This is a genomic window from Clostridium paraputrificum AGR2156 (genome assembly GCF_000424025.1).
Taxonomy (GTDB): domain Bacteria; phylum Bacillota; class Clostridia; order Clostridiales; family Clostridiaceae; genus Clostridium; species Clostridium paraputrificum.
Window position 1 is genome coordinate 61,301 of the sequence record NZ_AUJC01000011.1, and the last position, 22,932, is coordinate 84,232.

The 22,932-nt window shown below is 29.5% G+C and carries 20 protein-coding genes; 18 read left to right on the forward strand and 2 right to left on the reverse strand.

Features of this window, described 5'->3' with window-relative positions; all coding sequences use genetic code 11:
- Positions 1–93: 93 nt before the first annotated feature.
- From G594_RS20150 to iadA, 10 genes are all read left to right on the forward strand, one after another.
- On the forward strand, positions 94–258 hold the full coding sequence (locus tag G594_RS20150) for a hypothetical protein (protein WP_155849308.1): 165 nt from the start codon (positions 94–96) through the stop codon (positions 256–258).
- 86 nt (positions 259–344) lie between these two features.
- Positions 345–1,034 (forward strand): response regulator transcription factor, encoded by a 690-nt coding sequence (locus tag G594_RS0112360; protein ID WP_027098868.1) that lies wholly within the window; start codon positions 345–347, stop codon positions 1,032–1,034.
- Entirely contained in the window at positions 1,018–2,829 is a 1,812-nt protein-coding gene (locus G594_RS19690) for a sensor histidine kinase (RefSeq protein ID WP_027098869.1), read from the forward strand. Before G594_RS0112360 ends, G594_RS19690 begins: the two co-directional genes overlap by 17 nt.
- Positions 2,830–3,064: 235 nt before the next feature.
- A complete protein-coding gene (locus G594_RS0112370; protein WP_027098870.1) occupies positions 3,065–5,287 on the forward strand; it encodes a ribonucleoside-diphosphate reductase subunit alpha in 2,223 nt (740 codons plus the stop codon).
- A 21-nt stretch (positions 5,288–5,308) separates the two neighbouring features.
- Complete coding sequence (locus tag G594_RS0112375; protein WP_027098871.1) at positions 5,309–6,343, forward strand: ribonucleotide-diphosphate reductase subunit beta; 1,035 nt, start codon at positions 5,309–5,311, stop codon at positions 6,341–6,343.
- A gap of 225 nt (positions 6,344–6,568) precedes the next feature.
- Positions 6,569–8,188, forward strand: a complete 1,620-nt coding sequence (ptsP, locus tag G594_RS0112380) for a phosphoenolpyruvate--protein phosphotransferase (protein ID WP_027098872.1) — start codon at positions 6,569–6,571, stop codon at positions 8,186–8,188.
- Positions 8,189–8,440: 252 nt separating this feature from the next.
- The gene (locus G594_RS0112385; RefSeq protein WP_027098873.1) at positions 8,441–8,977 is read left to right on the forward strand and encodes a chromate transporter; all 537 of its coding nucleotides are present in this window, start codon (positions 8,441–8,443) and stop codon (positions 8,975–8,977) included.
- Complete coding sequence (locus tag G594_RS0112390) at positions 8,977–9,507, forward strand: chromate transporter (RefSeq protein WP_027098874.1); 531 nt, start codon at positions 8,977–8,979, stop codon at positions 9,505–9,507. The genes G594_RS0112385 and G594_RS0112390 overlap by 1 nt, the downstream gene beginning before the upstream one ends.
- Positions 9,508–10,737, forward strand: a complete 1,230-nt coding sequence (locus tag G594_RS0112395) for a tetratricopeptide repeat protein (RefSeq protein ID WP_027098875.1) — start codon at positions 9,508–9,510, stop codon at positions 10,735–10,737.
- A gap of 15 nt (positions 10,738–10,752) precedes the next feature.
- The gene (gene iadA / locus G594_RS0112400) at positions 10,753–11,925 is read left to right on the forward strand and encodes a beta-aspartyl-peptidase (protein ID WP_027098876.1); all 1,173 of its coding nucleotides are present in this window, start codon (positions 10,753–10,755) and stop codon (positions 11,923–11,925) included.
- A 26-nt stretch (positions 11,926–11,951) separates the two neighbouring features.
- Here the strand turns inward: iadA and G594_RS0112405 are convergent, their stop codons facing one another.
- Positions 11,952–12,521, reverse strand: coding sequence for a cell wall hydrolase (locus tag G594_RS0112405; protein WP_027098877.1), 570 nt, complete (start codon positions 12,519–12,521; stop codon positions 11,952–11,954).
- A 62-nt stretch (positions 12,522–12,583) separates the two neighbouring features.
- Complete coding sequence (locus G594_RS0112410) at positions 12,584–13,570, reverse strand: hypothetical protein (protein WP_027098878.1); 987 nt, start codon at positions 13,568–13,570, stop codon at positions 12,584–12,586.
- Between the two features lie 174 nt (positions 13,571–13,744).
- On the opposite strand from G594_RS0112410, the gene cdaA reads away from it, so the two are divergent.
- The 8 genes from cdaA to glmM all read left to right on the forward strand — a co-directional run bounded on the left by cdaA (position 13,745) and on the right by glmM (position 22,521).
- Positions 13,745–14,599, forward strand: coding sequence for a diadenylate cyclase CdaA (gene cdaA, locus G594_RS0112415; RefSeq protein ID WP_027098879.1), 855 nt, complete (start codon positions 13,745–13,747; stop codon positions 14,597–14,599).
- Positions 14,569–15,789 (forward strand): CdaR family protein, encoded by a 1,221-nt coding sequence (locus G594_RS0112420; RefSeq protein ID WP_027098880.1) that lies wholly within the window; start codon positions 14,569–14,571, stop codon positions 15,787–15,789. Before cdaA ends, G594_RS0112420 begins: the two co-directional genes overlap by 31 nt.
- 94 nt (positions 15,790–15,883) lie before the next feature.
- A complete protein-coding gene (locus G594_RS0112425) occupies positions 15,884–17,485 on the forward strand; it encodes an NAD(P)/FAD-dependent oxidoreductase (RefSeq protein WP_027098881.1) in 1,602 nt (533 codons plus the stop codon).
- A 163-nt stretch (positions 17,486–17,648) separates the two neighbouring features.
- Positions 17,649–18,557, forward strand: a complete 909-nt coding sequence (gene ptb, locus G594_RS0112430; protein WP_027098882.1) for a phosphate butyryltransferase — start codon at positions 17,649–17,651, stop codon at positions 18,555–18,557.
- A gap of 26 nt (positions 18,558–18,583) precedes the next feature.
- Positions 18,584–19,651, forward strand: coding sequence for a butyrate kinase (buk, locus tag G594_RS0112435; protein WP_027098883.1), 1,068 nt, complete (start codon positions 18,584–18,586; stop codon positions 19,649–19,651).
- Positions 19,652–19,863: 212 nt separating this feature from the next.
- Positions 19,864–20,694 (forward strand): AIM24 family protein, encoded by an 831-nt coding sequence (locus tag G594_RS0112440; RefSeq protein WP_027098884.1) that lies wholly within the window; start codon positions 19,864–19,866, stop codon positions 20,692–20,694.
- Positions 20,695–20,782: 88 nt separating this feature from the next.
- Positions 20,783–21,088: a YerC/YecD family TrpR-related protein gene (locus G594_RS0112445; RefSeq protein WP_027098885.1), complete on the forward strand. Its 306-nt coding sequence runs from the start codon at positions 20,783–20,785 to the stop codon at positions 21,086–21,088.
- Between the two features lie 83 nt (positions 21,089–21,171).
- A complete protein-coding gene (glmM, locus tag G594_RS0112450) occupies positions 21,172–22,521 on the forward strand; it encodes a phosphoglucosamine mutase (RefSeq protein WP_027098886.1) in 1,350 nt (449 codons plus the stop codon).
- Positions 22,522–22,932: the final 411 nt, after the last annotated feature.

Sequence of the window (22,932 nt, forward strand, 5' to 3'; positions counted from 1 at the left end):
TTTATACTCCCTGTCCATTATATATAAAGAAAAAGAGAAATAAAACACTTTACTGTTAAAATTATAGTAAAATTATGAATAGAGGTGATAGTTATGAGTAGAATAAATTTGCCAGGAAGTAAGGAAAATAAAAAGATTTTACTTATTATACTAATAATTATTGCTATAATTGTTATAGCAAAATTTAAGATAGATAATAAGCAAAGTAATACTTTTTACTTTGAAAATAATGAATATACTATAGAAGAAGGAAAGTAATAAAAACTTAATAAAGGATTAGTAAAGATATGATTTAATAAGAATAGGATATAATTTAAATATATAAGTTTAAGGGGGCAATTGGTGTGTATAATGTTTTGGTTGTAGACGATGAAAAAGAAATTAGGGATGCCATTGAAATATATCTTAGAGGAGAAAAGTTAAATGTAATAAAGGCTGAAGATGGTTTAGAGGCTTTAGATATATTAGAGGGTAAGCAAATACATTTAATTATATTAGATATAATGATGCCTAAATTAGATGGAATAAAGACATGCTTAAAAATTAGGGAAAGCAAGAATATTCCTATAATAATGTTATCAGCAAAAGGAGAAGATTCTGATAAAATTTTAGGATTAAATGTAGGTGCTGATGATTACATAACAAAGCCATTTAACAATTTAGAGTTAGTAGCGAGGGTTAAGTCTCAATTAAGAAGATATGAAAAACCTTTGAGTATAGAAGAAAGTTCAGTTATAAAGGTAAAGGACTTAGAAATAGATACTTTGCTTAAAAAAATAACTGTAAGAGGAGAAGAGATAAAAGCTACAGCAACAGAGTATAAAATATTGCTTTTATTGGCTTCAAATTTAGGTCGAGTTTTTTCAATAAAAGAAATATATGAAAAGGTTTGGGAAGAGCCGTTTTATAAAAGTGAGAATACAGTCACTGTTCATATAAGAAGAATAAGAGAGAAAATAGAATTAAATACAAAGGAGCCAGAGTATATTAAGGTGGTGTGGGGTATTGGCTACAAAATTGAAAAAGAAAATTAAGAGCTATTTCAATCATATATGGATGATTGAAATATTAATAGTAGCACTTACTTGTATATTTTTTGGAGTTGAGGTATATAAAGACGTATTTACTAGATATTCTTCGAAGAATTTATCAGCTATGCAAGCAACTATAAATCCTAAGGGATTTTATAAGCAGACATTTTTAGATGAAGTAAAAGGACTTCAAAAGTATATCTATAATAATACATTTGGATTAGAAGAATTATATTATAATGACAAAAATAGAGAAGATGTTTTAAAAGCATACTTTATTAACAACTCCTATGAGGGTAGTGATATAGATTCAAGTGATAGTAAGCTATATTTCATTATACGAGACAAGAGAGATAATTCTATTATAACCAATGATTTTAGTGAGACGTTAAGTGTAAGCAATGGATTAACAGAGCAGGATATACAGGATTATTTATATAGTAAGTATAAAGGACGTGAAATGCTTAAGATAAGTGATAACGAGAATATTTCCGAAGAGAACTTAGTATATAATAGTAGTATATTATCAAACTTTCAGGAGTATTATTATTCGGATATAAATAGATATACAAACATTAATAATTTAAAGATTGCTATTTTAAACTTTATAATTATTTTTATTGCTATATTCATGTTTATAAAAATAATATTTGTATTTATAAGAAGTAGAGGTAAAGTTGAATTAAGAGGGAATTTTGTAAAAAGCGTAATATTTGTACTTAAGTATGGAGTTGCTTATAAGGAAACTAGAAGGACTTTAATGATAACTTTCAGCAGCCTATCACTATTTTTTATAGTATATTTATACTTATTAGCAGTAAATGGTGGGTATGAGAATAATATATTAGCTAAGTTTTTTTCTATGTATCCATTTAAGGGGAGTTTCTTTATAATGTTATTACCTTTGATAGGAATAACTTATTCATTAAAGAAATCTATTGAGATAATTAAGGTGAATGAAGCTATTAAAAAATCCGAAGATGGAAATATAAAATATGAAATTAAAGATCAATGTAGTCCAGAGGTTAGAGAATTACTTAATAATATAAGTAAAATAAAAGAAGGATATAGCATTGCGGTAGAAGATGCATTGAAAAATGAAAAGTTAAAAACAGAACTTATTTCTAATGTATCCCATGATTTAAGAACACCATTGACATCTATAATAAATTATGTAAATATTTTAAGACAAGATATAACTAAAGATGAGAAGGAAGATTATCTAGCTATTGTTGAAAAGAAAGCTAAGAAGTTGAAGGTTTTAATTGATGATTTGTTTGAGATGTCTAAGATTAATAGTGGCAAGATGGAATTGTTTAAGGATAATATTGATGTAGTTTCCCTTATTCATCAAACAATAGGAGAATATTATTATATATATGAAAGCAAAAATATAGAATTTAAGGTTGATAGCTATAGAGAAGAGGTATATATTGACCTTGATGGAAAGTTGATTTCACGAGCAATAGAGAATATCATAATAAATGCTATGAAGTATTCATTAGAGGGGACTAGAGTATATGTAGATATTAGAGAAAAGGATGGATACATTGTTCTTTCTTTTAAGAATATATCTAATTATGAAATGAACTTTGATAATAAGGAGATATTTGAGAGATTTGCAAGGGGAGATTCTTCTAGAAATTCTAGAATAGAGGGGTCAGGACTAGGATTGGCTATAACTAAAAGTATAATTGAATTACATGATGGGAAAGTATATATAACAAGAGAGGGAGATATGTTTAAAATATTTATATATTTACCTTTAAATAAAGAGAATGAAGTAGATCTAGGATAAGCCTAGATCTATTTTTTTGTTCTTGGAGTAATAGGATTTATTTATTAATAATCATTACAGGTAAGCGAAGTAATATGGAGTAAAATGATAAAAAGATATAATTTTTGACCAGAAAAGGAGTATATAGAATTTTACATACTTATTTATAAAAATTATAATGTACTATATATTGTACTGTAATTAGGAAATGATTAAAAAGAATACTATATATAGTGGAGGGGTCGAGTTGGAAAAGATAGAGAAGTTATGTAGAGAAGGGCTTTTAGCAATTAAAGATAACGAGGGAATATATACCCTAGATAGGTTAAAAGAAGCTTTAGAGCATATTATAACACCTAAGATGAATGATAAACAGCTTATGGAATGTATCATTCAAGTATCATTAGAGTTAACTACGGAGATGGAACCAAAGTGGCAATATGTTTCGGCTAGATTATATACTCTTAAGCTTTATGATGAAGTTAAGAAAATAAGAGGAATAAATAGCGAATCTGGATTATATTCGGGCTTGTATAAATTTATTGAGGAGTTAACTGAGGAAGGTTTATACGGGAAATATATATTGGAAAATTATACAGAAGAGGAAGTTAAAGAATTAGAGAATGTGATAAAGCCTGAAAGAGATTTTTTATTTACATATAGTGGGATAAGCTTGTTAAGTAAGAGATATCTTGTTCATAACTATGATAGAGAGGTTGTTGAATTACCACAACAAATGTTTATGGGAATTGCTATGCACTTAGCTATTCCTGAAGAGAAAGAGAATAGAGTAAATTGGGCTATAAGATTTTATGATGTATTAAGTTCATTAAAAGCAACTATGGCAACTCCAACTATGTCAAATGCAAGAAAACCTTTCTATCAATTAAGTTCATGTTTTATTGATACTGTTGATGATAGCTTGAAGGGTATATATAAATCTCTTGATAATTTTGCAGAGGTATCAAAATTTGGTGGTGGCATGGGCATATATATAGGTAAGGTAAGAGCATTAGGATCTGCTATAAGAGGCTTTAAAGGAGCATCAGGAGGAATAATACCTTGGATAAAACTATTTAATGATACAGCTATAGCAGTAGACCAGCTAGGAGTTAGAAATGGTTCAGTAGCTATTTGGTTAGATGCATGGCATAAGGATTTGCCTGAATTTCTTCAATTAAGAACAAATAATGGTGATGATAGAAAAAAAGCACATGATATTTTCCCAGGACTATGTTATCCAGAATTATTTTGGAGATTAGCAGAAACTGATATTGATGCTAATTGGTATATGATGTGCCCACATGAAATAAGAACTGTAAAAGGATATTCATTAGAGGATTTTTATGGAGAAGAGTGGGAAGAAAGATATTATGATTGTGTTAATGATTGCAGAATAGAAAAGAGAGTAATGTCTGTAAAAGATATAGTAAGGTTAATAATTAAGAGTGCGGCAGAAACAGGAACACCATTTGCATTTTATAGAGATACTGTAAATAGGATGAATCCTAACAAGCATAAGGGAATGATATATTCATCTAATTTATGCACAGAAATAATGCAAAATATGAGTCCTATGGAAATAAGGAAATCAGAGATAGTTGACGAAAATGGAGATAAAATTGTTGTAGAAAGAACTAAGTCAGGAGATTTTGTAGTATGCAATTTATCTTCTATAGTTCTAGGAAATGTAGATGTACTTAATGATAAGGAACTAGATTATGTAGTAGAAACTCAAATTAGAGCAATGGACAATGTTATAGATTTGAATTATTATTCTGTACCTTTTGCTGATATTACTAATAAAAAGTATAGAGCTATAGGATTGGGAACAAGTGGATATCATCATATGCTTGTAAATAATAGAATCCATTGGACATCAGATGAACATTTAGATTTTGCTGATAAGGTATATGAGAAAATAAATTATTATGCAATTAAGGCAAGTATGGAGATAGCTAAAGAAAAGGGAAGATATTCAGAATTTCAAGGCTCAGATTGGCAAAGTGGAGATTATTTTGACTTAAGAAGATATGATTCTGATGAATGGAATTCCTTAAAAAAAGATATTAATAAGTATGGGATAAGAAATGGATATATTATGGCAGTGGCCCCAAATGGTTCTACAGCTACAATCGCTGGTACAAGTGAAGGTGTTGATCCCATAATGTCTAGATTTTTCTTAGAAGAAAAGAAAGGAAGTATAGTGCCGAAAACTGCACCACAGTTATGTGATGATAATTATTGGTATTATAATTCTGCTTATAATATAGATCAAGAATGGTGCGTTAAAATAAATGGAATAAGACAAAGACATATTGACCAAGGGCAATCATTTAATTTATATATAACAACAAATTATACAATGAGAGGTATAATGAATCTTTATATTGAAGCTAATAAATGTGGAGTTAAATCAATTTATTATGTTAGAAGTAAATCTTTGACAGTAGGAGATTGTGAAAGTTGTTCTGCATAAAAATTTTAGAGGGTGAATGTTATGAAAATAAATAGAAAACCATTATTTAATGAGTTTGGAGATATTGAAGTTAGTAAAAAAAGAATGATTAACGGAAATACTACTAACTTAAATGATTTTAATAATATGAAGTATGGATGGGTTAGTGATTGGTATAGGCAGGCTATGAATAACTTTTGGATACCAGAAGAAATTAACTTATCACAAGATTTAAAGGATTATTTTAAATTGAATGAGGCAGAGAGAAGTGCATACGATAAAATATTATCATTTTTAATATTTTTAGATTCAATTCAAACTGCAAATTTAAGTAATATATCAAACTATATTACAGCAAGCGAAGTTAATCTATGTTTGACAATTCAAGCATTTCAAGAAGCTGTTCATTCACAAAGTTATAGCTACATGTTAGATACAATATGCTCTCCTGAGAAGAGAAATGAAATATTATATCAATGGAAAGATGATAAAATATTATTAGAAAGAAATAAATTTATAGGGGAATTATATAATAACTTTTTAAGAGAGCCTAACAAGTATAATTTAGTGAAGACAATTATGGCTAATTATATATTAGAGGGTATATACTTCTACTCTGGATTTATGTTCTTTTATAATTTAGAGAGAAATGGTAAGATGCCTGGATCTGCACAGGAAATTAGATATATAAATAGAGATGAGAATACTCATTTGTGGCTATTTAGAAATATAATTAAAGAACTTCAGAAAGAAGAACCAGGGTTATTTAATGATGATTTAAAAAAAGAACTAGTAGATATGATGAAGAAAGGTGTTAAAAATGAGATCGCTTGGGGACATTATGTAATAGGTGATAACATACAAGGAATAAACAAAAAGTTGATAGAAGATTATATTAAGTATTTAGGAAATTTAAGATTAAGCGCTATAGGATTACCTAAAATATATGATGGGTATGATGAAAATCCTGCATTGTGGGTAGATGTATTAGCAGATGCTAATTCGGTTAAAACAGACTTTTTTGAAGCAAAATCTACAGCATATGCAAAAGCTGCCACCCTGATAGATGACTTATAAAGATTGTATTAGGGTAAAATTTAATTATATTAAAAGTTTTTATGCGAAATGTTAAAAAAGAAAGAAATTAAATAATAGGTGTTAACATGTTTTGAAAATATGTTATAATAAATAATAGTTGCATTTATAATGTAAAAGGTTTACTACAGGGTATTAATATATTTAAATAAGAGTTGTGAGATGGTTAAATTAGTGGAATATATAGTTTGAGGAGGATCATTAATTATGAAAAAAGGTATTGCTGCTTCAAAAGGTTATGCAATAGGAACTGTATTTTTACAAGAACATGAAGAAATAGTTATAACAGATCAAAAAGTTACAGATGTAGCTGCTGAAAAAGAAGCTTTACAAAAATCTTTAGATGCTTCAAGAGCTCAATTAGAAAAGATTAAAGAAAAAGCTGCTGCAGAAATGGGAGAAGAAAAGGCTGCTGTATTTGAGGCTCATATAACATTATTAGATGACCCAGAATTTACAGGGGCTATGGCTATGGAGATTGAGTCAAATAGTATAAATGCTATGAAAGCTGTAGACAATGTTACTAATATGTTTGTATCAATCTTTGAATCAATGGAAGATGCATATATGAGAGAAAGAGCTGCTGATATTAAAGATGTATCTAAGAGAATAATTGCTAACTTAGCTGGTAAGAGTGCAGATGCATTTGCTATAACTGAAGCTAATACTGTAGTAGTTGCTCATGATTTAACTCCATCAGACACTGCTCAATTAGATAGAAGTAAAGTTGTAGGTTTTATTACAAACATAGGTGGAAGAACTTCTCATGCTGCTATTATGGCAAGAACATTAGAAATTCCAGCAGTTTTAGGATTAGGAGATATTACTTCAGCTGTTAAAACTGGAGATAAGATAATAGTAGATGGTATTACAGGTGATGTAATAATAAATCCATCAGAAGATGTAATAGCTGAATATGAAGCTAAGAAAGAAAAGTTCAAAGAAGAACAAGAAGAATTAAAGAAGTTAATAGATGTTAAGACTACTACTAAATCAGGAAAGAGAGTAGAAGTTTGTGGTAACATAGGTCAACCAGAGGATGTACTTGGCGTTATTGCTAATGGTGGAGATGGTGTTGGTCTATTCAGAACAGAATTCTTATATATGGATAGAGACAATGCTCCAACTGAAGAAGAACAATATGAAAGTTACAAGTTCGTTCTTGAAAAAATGGAAGGTAAGCAAGTTGTTATCAGAACATTAGATATCGGTGGAGATAAAACTTTACCATACTTACCATTACCAGAAGAAATGAACCCATTCTTAGGATATAGAGCAATAAGACTTTGCTTAGATAGAAAAGAAATATTCAAGGTTCAATTAAGAGCATTATTAAGAGCTTCTGTTTACGGAAACTTATGCGTAATGTTCCCAATGATTTCTGGATTAGAAGAATTCCAAAATGCTAAGGCTGTTGTTGAAGAATGTAAAGCTGAATTAAGAGCAGAAGGAAAAGAATATTCAGATTCAATCCAATGGGGTATCATGGTTGAAATCCCAGCTGCAGCAGTATATGCTGACGAATTAGCTAAGCATGTTGATTTCTTCTCAATAGGAACAAATGACTTAATACAATATACATTAGCTGCTGACAGAATGAGTGAAAAGGTATCATACCTATACAACCCAATGCATCCAGCAGTATTAAGATTAATAAAGATGACTATCGATGGTGCACATAAGCATGGTAAGTGGGTAGGAATGTGTGGAGAAATGGCAGGAGATGAAGCTGCTATTCCAACATTAGTAGAATATGGATTAGATGAGTTCTCAATGAGTGCTACATCAATTTTAAATGCTAAAAAGATAATATTAGATCAAGAATAATATAAAAACACTCGCATATGGCGAGTGTTTTTTTTTTGCAAAGTTATCCTACAGTTGATAAAATAGAAAATGTTTTGGATTTATATTACATATATGAAAAAGAAGGTTATAGGAATATTAAGTTTTAGAATAAAGGTGTTGTCGAATAGCAACACCTTTTATTTTATAAAATATAAATATAAAATCTATTATAAGCACACAATATTTATATGATAGAATATAAGTTGAAAAATAAGGAGATTATATAGCAATATGGAAAAGTTATTAAAAATGTTCTTTTCTTTTTTTAAAATTGGAGCATTTACATTTGGTGGTGGATATGCTATGATTCCGCTTATTGAAGAAGAAGTTGTTAATAAAAATAAGTGGATAGAAAAAGAAGAATTTATGGATATGTTAGTTATATCTCAGAGCTTTCCGGGAGCTTTGGCTATCAATTGCTCAACATTTATAGGATATAAATTAGGAGGTGTGATAGGAGGTATAATTGCAATATTAGGAGTAACGTTACCGTCTTTTATGATAATATTATTTGTAGCTACAGTATTTATGCAATTTAGAGATAATTACTATGTAAATTTAATATTTAGTGGGATTACAGCTGCAGTACCTATGTTAGTTTTAGCTGGTGTAGTAAGCTTATTAAAAGGTGTAAATAAAAATATATCTAATTTAATAGTTGGAATTATAGCTTTAATTGCATTAGTAGTATTTGATATTCATCCTGTTATAGTTATTATTTGTTCAGCTATTTATGGTATGGTATTTCTTAGAGAGAAGGTGGGATGATGGATATCCTATTAAAATTATTATTCACATTCTTTAAGATAGGTTTGTTTAGCTTTGGTGGTGGCTATGCAATGATACCATTTATGCAAAGAGAAATTATTGAAAAACATCAGTGGTTAAGCAGCAGTGAATTTGTAGATATAATAGGGATATCTCAAATGACACCAGGACCAGTGTCAGTTAATTCAGCAACTTTTGTAGGATATAAAGTTGGTGAAGTAGTAGGAAGTATTTTTGCTACATTAGGAATAACGGTGATTTCCTTTATACTTGTATCTATTGCATCTAAGGCTATAGATAAGTTTAAAGAATCTAAATATTTAAAGGCAGCACTTTTGGGAATGAGGCCTGTTCTTATTGCGTTAATAATAAATGCATTTATATCATTAGCTAAAGATGCATATGTAGATGTGAAATCTATTATAGTTACTTTGATTGTAGGAGGATGTTTATTCTCTAAAAAGATTCATCCTATAGTTATAATAGTATTAGCAGGTTTATTAGGAATTATATTTTGGGGGATTATTTAAATGAAACAAAAGAATAACAATAAATTATATTCAAAGGCAATTAAATATTATGAAGAAGGAAAGCTTGAGAAAGCATTATTACAGTGTGAAGAGGCAATAAGTTTAAATTTAAGAAATTCTGCTGCGTTGAATTTAAAAGGACTTTTACTATATTTAAAAGGAAATTTAGATGAGGCAGTTGCTACTTGGAAGATTAATTGGGATTTTAATGATGATAAAATTGCAAAAAATTATATTCAAGATAGCAAAGCTGATTATAATAGAGTGAAATTATTTAATAAGGGAGAAAAACATTTAGCTAGATTAGAAATAGATGAAGCTATAGAGAGTTTTATGAAATGTAGAGAAAGTGATTTTAATTCATTAAATGTAAATCTCTCTTTAGCAAAGTGCTATTTAAAAAAATGTGAGTATGTTTTAAGTTCATATTACTTAATAAAAGTTCTAGAAATAGATAGGTTTAATAATGAGGCAAATAATATAAAAAAGAGTATAGAGTCATATAGTAATGAAAAAGTGAATGTGGCCAATAATTTATTAGATTTGAAGAAAGTTATAATTTTTATAGGAATTATATTAATAATTATTGCGATACCTTTAATAAGCAGCTTATATGCATCTTCTGCAAAACAGCAGGAAAATGTAGACAAGCAGTATTTTAATGATAATAATATGAATGAAGATACTAAAAAAGAAGATAATAAAGAAGAGAGTTCTGTAGACTTTAGTAAAATAGATAAATACATAGATGAAAAAAATTATATAGAATTACATAATATAATTAGTAAAGTAAGGTTAGAGAACCTAAGCAAAGAAGAACAAGTATTTTATTATAAGGGCAAAGAAGCCTTAGAAGCTAATAGTGCTGATTACTTATACAAAAGAGGAATGGAATCTTATAATAATAAAAAATATGAGAGCGCAAAAAGTGATATGAATTTAGCTTACATATATGGAAGAGAAAATTATTTATATCCACATATATTGTTTTTTAATGCAGTAATTGAAGCAAAATTAAATAATGTTGATGAGTCAATAAAGTTTTATGAAGAATATGAGAAGTTGTTTTCTAAAGGAGAATATATTGAAGAAGTATTGTATGAATTAGCATTAATGTATAAGGAAAAAGATATTAATAAAAGTATTTATTATGCGAAGAAGTTGAAAAAGAGCTACTCAAAATCTATTTATTATAATAAAAATATACAGAATATCTTAGAGCTTAATTAGAAGGGATGTGTCTTTGTGATAACTGTAATAAGGGATGTAGAAGTATATTCGCCTGAATATTTAGGTAAGAAGAATGTAGTTGTGGTAGGAAACAAGTTTGAAGGAATATATGATGAAATAAATATACCTAGTGATTTTATAGAGATAAAGATAATTGAGGGAAAAGGTAAATTGATGTTTCCTGGATTTATAGATGCTCATGTACATATACTAGGTGGAGGAGGAGAAAATGGATTTTCATCGAGAACACCAGAAATTAAGTTTACAGATTTAACCAAGGCGGGTATTACAACAGTAGTAGGTTGTTTAGGCACAGATGATGTATGTAGAGATGGAAGAGCTTTATTAGCAAAAGCTAGAGCTCTTGAAATAGAAGGAATAACAAGCTATTGCTATACTGGATCATATTCTATTCCTGTAAAAACAGTTACTAATAGCATTAAAGAAGATATAATGTTAATTGATAAATATATTGGTGTTGGTGAAGTCGCCATATCAGATAATAGAAGTTCTCAACCAGCTTTTGAAGAGTTTACAAGAGTTGTTTCTCAATCAAGGGTTGCGGGGTTATTGTCTAATAAAGCTGGAGTAGTGAATATACATGTTGGAGATGGTAGTGATAAGTTGAATATGATTTTTAAGTTAAAAGAAAATACAGAAATCCCTGTATCTCAATTATTACCAACTCACATAAATAGAAATATAGATTTATTTAATGAAGGGATTAAACTGGTTAAAGAAGGTGGATTCATAGATTTAACTACAAGTTGTGATCCGGATAATATGGAAGAAGGGGAAGTAAGAGCAAGTAAGGGATTAAAGATGGCCTATGATTTAGGGGCAGATTTAAATAGAATAACATTTTCGTCAGATGGAAATGGAAGTTTACCTAAATTTGATAGTGAAGGAAACTTAAGTGGTATGGGAATATGTTCTGTTTTTAGTTTATATGAAGAGGTAAAAATTGCAATACAAGAGCATAAAGTACCTATAGAAAGTGCAATTAAGGTTATAACATCTAATATTGCAGATGTATTAAAGTTAGATTTAAAAGGGAGAATAGAGTCTAAAAAAGATGCGGATTTTGTATTAGTAGATAAAAATGAATTGACAGTTATTGATGTGTATGGAAAGGGAGAGCCTTTAATAGAAAACAGAGCAGTAATTAAAAAAGGTATTTTTGAATAAAAAAAGAGGGGTATAAAGCCCTCTTTTTAACATTTGAAAAATACGTGATTACCAATTGATTTGGTATCTTTTTTTTGTGTTTGTTTCATCCATGAGCAGGTAGCTATGGCAGGATTATAGAAGTAAAGCGCTTCATTTGTTGGATCCGTACCATTAATAGCTTCATAGACAGCATCATAACAACTTTGATCTGGATTAGCTTTAATATCTCTATTTTTAACGCAAGAAAATGCATTAGTTTGAAATATAACACCTTCAATACTATTTGGGAAACCTGGATTAAGTAATCTATTTAGCACAACAGATGCTACAGCTACTTTTCCTTCGAAAGGTTCCCCTCTACTTTCTGCATAAACGAGTTTAGCCATTAGATCTATATCACATTGTGTTATATATATCTTTTCCTGACCATGATTAAAAACTTCCACTGTTTCTTCTGTATTTATATTATTTAATTTATTTACTATATTAATTTCCTCTAGTGTAATGTCATAACTAGAAGTGTTACCCATTACTATTGCTTTAGCTGGGATTGCTGAGAAAAACAAACTGAGAAGAGCTAAGCAAAGAGTAAATTGGCACATAAATTTTTTCATAAATAACCTCCTTTTTCTAACCCAGTCAAGTGTTAGTATTGCCAAAAGAAGATTATTTATACTTATTTATTATTAAAATTATCCAACTCAGATTTTAAATCTTTTAAGCTATCAGTAAAGTCTTCATATTTTTCAAAACTATTTTCATAGTTTATATCTATATTATCATCCTTATCTTTTTCGTTAGATGTTTTTTCTACTACTATGGAATGTTCAAGAGAAGTTATATATAGTTCATAGTAGTTTAATGTGTCTTGAAGTACTTGATAACATTCATTTCCGTTTTCAGGAATGCTAAATGAATAAGTTTTGCTTTTTAATTCATTAAATTTACTTCTCTTATCCTTTACGTCTTTAAGTAGATTATCAAGAGAACGACCATCTTCTCTAATTTTATTTAGAGCAGGACGTAAATCTTCGTTAATAGAATTTAGAACTTCTATGCATTCTTCAAGATTTAGTATATAAGTACTTTTTTGACTTATTTTTATATCATTTTCTCTATTGAGCTTTATTAAGGTATTGATAAATGTAGTGGATGTTGTAAAAAATTCATCTGCTTCTGAAGGAAACTCTATATCTAGTCCTAATAAATGTAGTGTATCATAATTGTTTTTAAGTAATTCATATGTTTGGGTATATTCATTGTATGTTTGTAATATTTCCGTAGAATTAGGATTTTTTATAATTGATAATGTTAATTGGTATAGATTTATATTATATTCAAGTGTTTCAGATAATTTTGTTTTTAATTCTTTATTTTGGTCTAATACATTAGCTGAATCTAAAGTAGATTGGATATTTGATAATTCTATTAATTCATTAGTTAATGTCTCTTTTGTGGTATCAGAATTTATACCATTATCATCTAAACAATCTTTTAGTTTTTTGTTACAAGATTCTATTTTTTTTCCTATGTTATTTAATTGAGATATATTTCTATTACTTGGTGTTAATTTAATTACGCATAAAATAACAATAGGGAGTAAGATTATACATATGATTGCAATAATATATTTTTTATTGATGTTAAGTTTATCTAGTTTCATATTTTTTATCCCTCCTTTTACGGATATAAATGTTCTATATAAGATTTATATTATTTATTTATGTAAAATAGTATGATTAATTAAAAAAAATCATAATTTTGTAATCTCGATTATATTAAGAATTGGTAAATTAGTGTATAATTTAAATAGTGATTAAGAAGAGGGGTGAGACCAATGAATGAAATAGGAACATTAATAATTAATACGGTGAAAAATATTACCATTTGGTCTATTTTAGATATACTAGTTGTATCTTTTATTTTTTATAAGGGATATATGTTGATAAAGGAAACAAGAGCAGAGCAATTATTAAAAGGTACTGTATTCATATTTGCTCTTATTCCAATAAGTCTATTTTTAAGGTTGGATACATTGAATTTTATATTAAACAAAACACTTACTATTGGTGTTTTAGCTATGATTATAATATTTCAACCTGAAATTAGAAGGGTATTAGAGCATTTAGGTAGGAGTACATTTGAAGATATACATTATGGTCAGCCCATTGAGTATAGAAACGAAGTAGTAAATGAGATAGTAACAGCTGTGGAGAATCTTGCAGCTACTAAGACTGGAGCATTAATAGCTATAGAGCAAGGAACAGGTCTAGGAGAGATTATATCCTCAGGAACACTTATAGATGCACAGGTTAGTGCAAATCTTTTAGAAAATATATTTGTTGTAAATACTCCATTGCATGATGGAGCAACAATAATTAGAAGAAATAGAATTCATGCTTCAGGATGTGTTTTGCCGTTAACAAATAATAATAGCATAAATAAGAAGCTTGGAACTAGACATAGAGCCGCAATGGGGCTGTCAGAGAATTCAGATGCATTAGTTATAGTAGTATCTGAAGAAACAGGAGTTATTTCATTAGCTGTTAATGGTAGATTGACTAGAAATTATGATAAGGAAAAATTAAAAACTATACTTTTGAAAATAATGGAAAACAGAGATGCTAAAAGAGTAAAAAGTGCTGGAGAGAAGGTGAAAACATGGATAAAGGGAATGAAAAAAGAGGCGTAGTACAATTAGTTTGCGTTTTATTAGCTTTTTGTCTATGGCTTTATGTAACTAGCATAGAAAATCCTAATAAATCTTCAGAAATAAAAGATATACCTGTAGATATAATTAATTCAGAGGTACTAAGAGAATCTAATTTGGCATTATCCCCTAATCAAAACTTTACTGTTAATTTAAGGGTAGAGGGACCTGCAAATGCGGTTTATTCTGCCAAAGTAGCTGACTTTAAAGTTACAGCTGACTTAGGAACTTATGTATTAAAGAAGGGTGAAAATAATGTTCCAGTAAGAGTGGTTAATTATCCGCAAGATGTAAATGTAATGAATACTGGAGTATTATCAATAAAAATTAATGTAGAAGAGTATACCGAAAAGTATGTTAATGTTGTATCTAAAGTAGATACATTTTTTAAAGAAGGTTTCGTAGAAAGAGCTGTAGAATTTACGCCACAAAGTGTTAAGATTTATGGTCCTGAAAGTGCAGTTTCAAAGGTAGAATCAGTAGCCTTAATTGGAGAGACTAAAGATATATCAGAAGACTTTGAAAGTGAATATGAGTTGATTCCTATAGATAGTGAAGGAATTGTGGTAAAAGGTGTAAATTTAGATAGGTCAAAAGGAACGTTAAAAATGCAGGTGGGAAAAGGAACGGAAGTTCCTATAAAAGTTAAATATACAGGTTCATTAAAAAATGGATTAAGTATAGAGAAGGAAACATTATCAAAGAGTAAAGTAAGTATTATTGGTAATCCTAAGGATGTTGAAAATATTAAATATATAGAAACAGAGCCGTTAAATTTATCTGATATAGTATCTAGTAAAGATGTAAACTTGAAGTTATCAATACCGGAGGGAATAACAGTAAGTTTAGATGAGCAGTATGTAACTGTTAACTTGAAGATAAAGGATGAGATTCCAGTAACTAAAAGCTTTGATGTTAAGGTGGATTATATTGGAGTTGATACAAGTCATGAGTATACACCTAACACAGTAAAGGTGGTATTAGAAGGGACAAAAGAAGCTTTATTATCAATAAAAGCTGATAATATTAAAGTTGAAGCAAGTGTTGGCGGATTAGTTGAAGGAAATCATGAAATTGAGTGGAAAGCAACTTTAGTAGGAATTGATAGACAGGATGTATCCATAAAAACAAATAGTGGAAAGGTTACGGTAGTTATAACGACATTGCAGTAAAAACTATTAATTCTTCCAATTAAAAAAGTGGCGTAGCCACTTTTTTTTTGTTATAGTAGGAAATAAAAGATATCTAATAAGAAAAGGTGAGAATATGACAATTAGAGTTAATAATATAAGCTTAAGTATAGAAGAACCATTGGAGAATTTAAAGGGAAAAGTAGCTAAAAAACTTAGAATAAATGAATCAGATATTTTCAAGTTTAAAATTTTAAAAGAAAGTGTTGATGCTCGTAAAAAAGACAATATAAAATTTAATTATTCTATAGATATAAGTTGTAATGGAGAAAAGAGAATAGTATCTAAACTAAAAGATAAAGATATAAAAATTGAGGATAACATAGAAGAAGTTAAGGTTGAATCGGGAAATGTAGTATTAGAACATAGGCCTGTAGTAGTTGGATTTGGACCAGCCGGTATATTTTCTGCATTAAGACTAGCTCAATACGGATATAATCCTATTGTAATTGAAAGAGGAGAAGATGTAGATTCTAGAACAAAAACTGTAGAGGAATTTTGGATGGGGAATTGTAAGCTAAATCTAGAATCAAATGTACAGTTTGGAGAAGGTGGAGCAGGAGCATTTTCAGATGGTAAACTTACTACTAGAATAAAAGACAATAGATGTGGATATGTTTTAGAAGAACTAGTGAAAGCAGGAGCGCCAGATGAAATAATATATTCTGGGAAGCCACACGTAGGCACAGACTTATTAAAGGGAGTAGTTAAAAATATAAGAAAAGAAATTATTAGGTTAGGTGGAAAAGTTAAATTTAACTCAAAGTTAGAAAAGGTAAATATCAAGGATGGAGAGTTAAAGAGCATTATTGTAAATGGTGAAGAGATTCCTTGTGAAGCATTGATTTTAGCAATAGGACATAGTTCAAGAGATACATATGAAATGTTATTTAGAGAAGGAGTTTTTATGCAACCTAAGGCTTTTGCAGTAGGTGTAAGAATTGAACATCCACAAAATATGATTGATGAAAGTCAGTATGGTAGGTATGCTGGTCATCCTAGATTAAAGGCAGCAGATTATAGGTTAGCTTATCAAAGTGAAAAAACAGGAAGAGGAATATATTCTTTCTGTATGTGTCCTGGAGGAGTGGTTGTAGCAGCTGCTTCAGAGGAGAATAGATTAGTTTCTAATGGAATGAGTTATCATGCAAGAGATTTAGAAAATGCAAACTCTGCATTAGTTGTAACTGTTGGACCTGACGATTTTTATGGAGATTCACCGCTTAAAGGTATGGAGTTTCAAAGATATTATGAAAGTTTAGCATATAATTTAGGTGGCGGTGGCTATAAGGCACCGATTCAACTAGTTGGAGACTTTATGAAGGATGAAGTAAGTAAAAAATTAGGCTGTGTGACACCATCATATAAACCAGGATTTGAATTTAGGGATTTAAGAGAATGTTTACCTAATTATGTGGTTGATTCTCTAAAAGATGGTATAACTAAATTTGATACTAGAATAAAAGGATATGGAATGAATGATGCAGTACTTACAGGTATAGAGACTAGAACATCAGCACCTGTAAGAATGTCAAGAAATGAGAATTTAGAAAGTATAAATACATCAGGATTATATCCTTGTGGAGAAGGAGCGGGTTTTGCAGGAGGAATAATATCAGCTGCAGTAGACGGAATTAAGGTTGCTGAGAAAATTATAGGTAAATATAAAGAAATTTAATGAAATATTCTGAAAACTTCGGTTTTCAGGATATTTTTTGTTACAATGGAATTAATATCTATGGATAAGTATAACTATGAATGTTATAAATTTAACATAGTTTTATGTTGTTTAACTTGTAAATAATTAAAAATATAGATAAAAAGTATAAGAGGTGTGTAAAATGAGTAAGAATTTTGATGATTTATTATCAAGGGTAAAAGAGTGCAAAAGAAAAAAGGTTTCTGTTGCAGTAGCACAAGATGAACCAGTATTAGAAGCTATTAAAGCTGCTAAGGAACAAGGAATTGCTGATGCGATTTTAGTAGGAGATAAAAATAAGATTAAAGAAATAGCTGATTCAATAGGTATGGATATAACTCAATTTGAAGTTATTCATGAACCAGATGTAAAAAAAGCTGCATTATTTGCAATCCAACTAGTATCTAGTGGCAGAGCTGATATGGTAATGAAGGGGTTAGTAGATACAGCTACTTTTTTAAGAAGTGTTTTAAATAAAGAAGTTGGATTAAGAACAGGAAAGGTAATGTCTCATGTATCAGTGTTTGAAATTGAAGGATTTGATAGGTTAATATTCTTAACTGATGCTGCATTTAATACTTATCCTGATTTAAAGGCTAAAGTACAAATAGTACAAAACTCTGTTAGTGTTGCACATGCATGTGGAATAGAATGTCCAAAAGTAGCTCCAGTTTGTGCGGTTGAAGTGGTAAATCCAGATATGCCAGCTACAATAGATGCTTCATTATTATCAAAGATGAATGATAGAGGACAAATAAAGGGATGTGTAGTAGATGGACCATTAGCTTTAGATAATGCATTATCAGAAGAAGCTGCTCATCATAAAGGAATAACAGGACCAGTTGCAGGAAAAGCTGATGTTATAATGCTTCCTAATATAGAAACTGCAAATGTAATGTATAAAACTTTAACTTATACATCTAATAGCAGAAATGGTGGAATACTTGTTGGTACTTCAGCACCAGTTATATTAACTTCAAGAGCAGATAGCTTTGAAACAAAGGTTAACTCAATAGCTTTAGCAGCTGTTGTAGCTGAATCTATTAAATAATCAAGAGAATTAATGGAGGTTATGGTATGTCATACAAATTATTAATTATAAATCCAGGCTCAACTTCAACTAAAATTGGAGTGTATGAAGATGAAAAGGAATTATTTGAAGAAACTCTTAGACACTCAACAGAAGAAATAGCAAAATATGATAGCATATATGCACAAAGAGGGTTTAGAAAAGAAGTTATTTTAAATGTTTTAAAAGAGAAGAATTTTGATATAAAGACTTTAGATGCAGTAGTAGGTAGAGGGGGAATGCTTAAGCCAATTCCAGGTGGTACTTATGCTGTAACTGAAGAATTATTAGAAGACTTAAAGGTTGGAGTTCAAGGACAACACGCTTCCAACTTAGGTGGAATATTATCTAATGAAATAGCAAAAGAAATAGGAGTACCAGCGTTTATAGTTGATCCAGTTGTTGTTGATGAATTAGAAGATATAGCAAGATATTCAGGTGTTCCAGAACTACCAAGAAAGTCAAAATTCCATGCTTTAAATCAAAAAGCTGTAGCAAAGAGATATGGAAAAGAAAGTGGAAAAGGATATGAAAATCTAAATCTTATAGTTGTACACATGGGTGGAGGAGTTTCTGTTGGGGCTCATAACCATGGTAGAGTTGTGGATGTAAATAATGCATTAGATGGAGAAGGAGCTTTTTCTCCAGAAAGAGCAGGTACAGTACCAGCTGGGGATTTAGTTAAGCTTTGTTTTAGCGGTAAGTATACTGAAAAAGAGGTTTATAGCAAGTTAGTTGGTAATGGTGGATTAAATGCATATGCTAACACTAACGATATGAGAGATGTATTAAAAATGATAGATGAAGGCAGTGAAGAAGCAAAGGAGTTATTTAGTGCGTTTATTTATCAAGTTGGAAAAGATATTGGAGCTATGGCAACTGTCTTAGAAGGTAAGGTTGACCAAATAGTTTTAACAGGAGGAATAGCATATTCTCCAGTAGTTACTGAAGCTATAAAGAAAAGAGCTGGATGGATAGCTGGAATAACAATTTATCCAGGTGAAGATGAATTACTTGCTTTAGCACAAGGAGCTATAAGAGTTCTTAGTGGGGAAGAAGAGGCGAAGGTTTACTAAAATAAATTATTACTTATAGAAGAAGCTTGTTTTAAACGAGCTTCTTTTTGTTTTTAAGAACTTAAAAACTTAAGAAGTTAAGAAGTAATAGTAAAAATGCGGTGTTGAACGGATTTTGACGAGATAAATTCTAATTAGAAATAATTTATTCGTTAATAATACAATGAATAAATTTGTGATAAAATTAAGATAAAAAATATTGAGGTGAGTTTATGAGAACATCTATGAATATTCAAAACAAATTGACTATGTTATCAGAGATGAGAAATGATTCGAAGTTTCAGATTTTAGAATTTGATCGTTTAGAAGGAGCAACAGATGTTGGAACAGCTCTTGGATTACAAATAATGAATGACAGTGGAATAAAGCTGAGACAAGTTAGAATTATTCTTGAGGATAGTTCAGTAAAGCTTGAATCAGGCGCGTTAAGTTATATGAAGGGTGAAATAGAAATAAAGACTAAAACAGGTGGAGTAGTTGGATTAGGGAAAAAGTTTTTAAATAGTAAGTTGACAGGTGAAACTATGTTTAAACCAACCTATGAAGGAACAGGTGAAATATTTTTAGAGCCGTCATTTGGACATTTTGCCTTAATAGAATTAGAAGATGAAGAAATTATAGTTGATGATGGATTGTTTTATGCTTGTGAAGAAGATGTTGAAGTTGGGGCAGCCATGCAAAAAAGTGTTTCTTCAATGTTATTCGGAAATGAAGGAATATATCAAACAAGTATTTCTGGAAGTGGAATAGTTGTATTAGAGATTCCTGTACCGGAGTCAGAAATTTTTAAATGTAAATTATTTAATGATACCTTAAAGGTAGATGGTAATTTTGCTGTATTAAGAACTAGTAATATTAAGTTTACTGTAGAAAAATCATCTTCTTTAATAGGAAGCGTTACTAATGGTGAAGGGTTATTAAATGTATATAGTGGAACAGGAGAGGTATGGTTATTACCAACGATGAGTATTTATCAAGATTTAAGGTTAGAAGGATTAAACTCTTTAGCTAATCCAGAGGGCAGTAGGAATACAGAAGTATAAAATAAATCTTGCTTTAACTATATGAAGTTGTGAATTGTAAAAGCTTAGAGTATAATTAACTAGTATATTATTCTAAGGAGTGAATAAAATGAGTGAGATAAACTCAAAGATAAAAAGTAAAGAGATGGATTTGTTTTTTGAAGCTATACTCAAACTTGAAAATTTAGAAGAGTGTTATAATTTTTTTGAGGATGTTGCAACCATAAATGAAGTAAAATCCTTAGCACAAAGAATGCATGTGGCTAAGCTGTTAAATGAAAAAAAGACATATACAGAGATAGTTGAAATAACAGGAGCAAGTACTGCTACTATAAGTAGGGTAAATAGATGTTTAAATTATGGTAGCGATGGCTATAGTTTATTACTTGAAAGAATAAGAAAAGACGAGGAATAGTGTTGCCAATATTGAGGGCAATGATTATACTAAATTATAGAAACTTAAGAAATTAGAGTACTTTTAATGAAAAGAGGTAAATTATGAGTAGAATGTTTGGAACAGACGGAGTAAGAGGTATTGCAAATACTGAATTGGATGCAAGGCTAGCTTATAATTTAGGAAGAGCTGGTGCGTATGTTTTAACTGAGGGTGCACATAAGCCAAAGATATTAGTAGGTAAAGATACAAGAATATCAGGGGATATGTTAGAAGCAGCTTTAGTTGCAGGAATACTATCAGTAGGAGCTGAAGCAGTTGTTTTAGGAGTAGTACCAACACCAGCAGTAGCACATTTAACTAGAGAATATGGAGCAGATGCAGGGGTAATGATTTCAGCATCACATAATCCTGTTGAGTATAATGGAATAAAGTTCTTTGATGATAAGGGATATAAATTATCTGATGAATTAGAAGATGAAATTCAAAGAGTTATTGAAAGTGATTTTGAAGGTGTTCCAAGTCCTGTAGGAACACAATTAGGAAGAGAAATAATAGAAGTTGGAGCATTAGACGATTATATAGAGTTTGCAAAAAATACTATACCGTTTAAATTAAATGGCTTAAAGGTTGCTTTAGATTGTGCAAATGGAGCTTCATATATGTCATCAGTTAGAGCATTTAGGGAATTAGGTGCAGATGTATATGTAATAAATGATAATCCGGATGGGACTAACATTAATGAGAAATGTGGCTCTACACATCCAGAAGAATTAATGGAGTATGTAGTTAAAAAGGGATGCGATATAGGATTTGCATTTGATGGAGATGCAGATAGATGCTTAGCAGTAGATGAAAAAGGAAATTTAATAAATGGTGATTTCATCCTTGCTATATGTGGAAAGCACTTAAAGGAAATTAATAGATTGAAAGACAATACTTTAGTAGTTACAGTAATGAGTAATTTAGGATTAGATATTGCATGCAATGAATTAGGAATGAATACATTAAAAACTAAGGTTGGAGACAGATATGTATTAGAAGAAATGATTAAAGGAAAATATGTTTTAGGTGGAGAACAATCTGGACATATTATATTCTTAGATTACAATACAACTGGAGATGGCTTAGTTACGGCTCTTCAAATAGCATCAATAGTTAAGAAAGAAGGAAAGACATTAAGTGAACTTTGTTCAATAATGAAAGAACTTCCTCAAGTGTTAGCTAATGCAACTGTACCTAACAATAAGAAAAATATTTATTTGGAAGATAAAGAAATACAAGATGAAATAAATAGAATAGAAGAATTATTACATGGAAAAGGAAGAGTTTTAATAAGGCCTTCAGGAACAGAACCTTTAGTAAGAGTGATGCTAGAGGGAGAAAATCAAACTGAAATTGATGAATTAGCCCATAATTTAGCTAATATGATTGAAGAGAAGAGTAGTAAGTAAAAAAAGTTAAATAAGTAGAATTGTAAACCGTGCTTTATGATTAAATGAAGTACGGTTTTTTATTGTATTGCTTTGATAGAAAGTTTGACTATATAGCAGATTTAACAAAATCAGAAAAGAAGTTTAACTAAATGGTAATAAAGTTGCAAAAGTAATAATATTATAATAAAAAAGATATATAAATATTTAACTATAATACAAATAAGTATGTGATTAATTGATGAATTGTCAAAAAACAATTAATTATATCTAAAGAAATCTTAAAAGATAAAATAAGAATAGGATTTCACTAACAAATTTATAAAAGTAAATTTGATTCATTGACAATACATGGATGAAATAGTAAAATTTTATCAACAAAACATTTATGGAAATTAATCGCTATGAAGGAGACGTTTATTTAAGCAAGAA

Bases quoted from the DNA above. Each gene is read 5' to 3' on its own strand.
- G594_RS0112425 (WP_027098881.1), top strand. From the start codon at position 15,884: ATGACAATTAGAGTTAATAATATAAGCTTAAGTATAGAAGAACCATTG.
- ptsP (WP_027098872.1), top strand. From the start codon at position 6,569: ATGAAAAAAGGTATTGCTGCTTCAAAAGGTTATGCAATAGGAACTGTA.
- G594_RS0112395 (WP_027098875.1), top strand. From the start codon at position 9,508: ATGAAACAAAAGAATAACAATAAATTATATTCAAAGGCAATTAAATAT.
- G594_RS0112420 (WP_027098880.1), top strand. From the start codon at position 14,569: ATGGATAAAGGGAATGAAAAAAGAGGCGTAGTACAATTAGTTTGCGTT.
- buk (WP_027098883.1), top strand. From the start codon at position 18,584: ATGTCATACAAATTATTAATTATAAATCCAGGCTCAACTTCAACTAAA.
- cdaA (WP_027098879.1), top strand. From the start codon at position 13,745: ATGAATGAAATAGGAACATTAATAATTAATACGGTGAAAAATATTACC.
- G594_RS0112390 (WP_027098874.1), top strand. From the start codon at position 8,977: ATGGATATCCTATTAAAATTATTATTCACATTCTTTAAGATAGGTTTG.
- G594_RS20150 (WP_155849308.1), top strand. From the start codon at position 94: ATGAGTAGAATAAATTTGCCAGGAAGTAAGGAAAATAAAAAGATTTTA.
- ptb (WP_027098882.1), top strand. From the start codon at position 17,649: ATGAGTAAGAATTTTGATGATTTATTATCAAGGGTAAAAGAGTGCAAA.
- G594_RS0112385 (WP_027098873.1), top strand. From the start codon at position 8,441: ATGGAAAAGTTATTAAAAATGTTCTTTTCTTTTTTTAAAATTGGAGCA.
- G594_RS0112375 (WP_027098871.1), top strand. From the start codon at position 5,309: ATGAAAATAAATAGAAAACCATTATTTAATGAGTTTGGAGATATTGAA.
- G594_RS0112445 (WP_027098885.1), top strand. From the start codon at position 20,783: ATGAGTGAGATAAACTCAAAGATAAAAAGTAAAGAGATGGATTTGTTT.
- glmM (WP_027098886.1), top strand. From the start codon at position 21,172: ATGAGTAGAATGTTTGGAACAGACGGAGTAAGAGGTATTGCAAATACT.
- G594_RS0112410 (WP_027098878.1), bottom strand. From the start codon at position 13,570: ATGAAACTAGATAAACTTAACATCAATAAAAAATATATTATTGCAATC.
- G594_RS0112405 (WP_027098877.1), bottom strand. From the start codon at position 12,521: ATGAAAAAATTTATGTGCCAATTTACTCTTTGCTTAGCTCTTCTCAGT.
- G594_RS0112440 (WP_027098884.1), top strand. From the start codon at position 19,864: ATGAGAACATCTATGAATATTCAAAACAAATTGACTATGTTATCAGAG.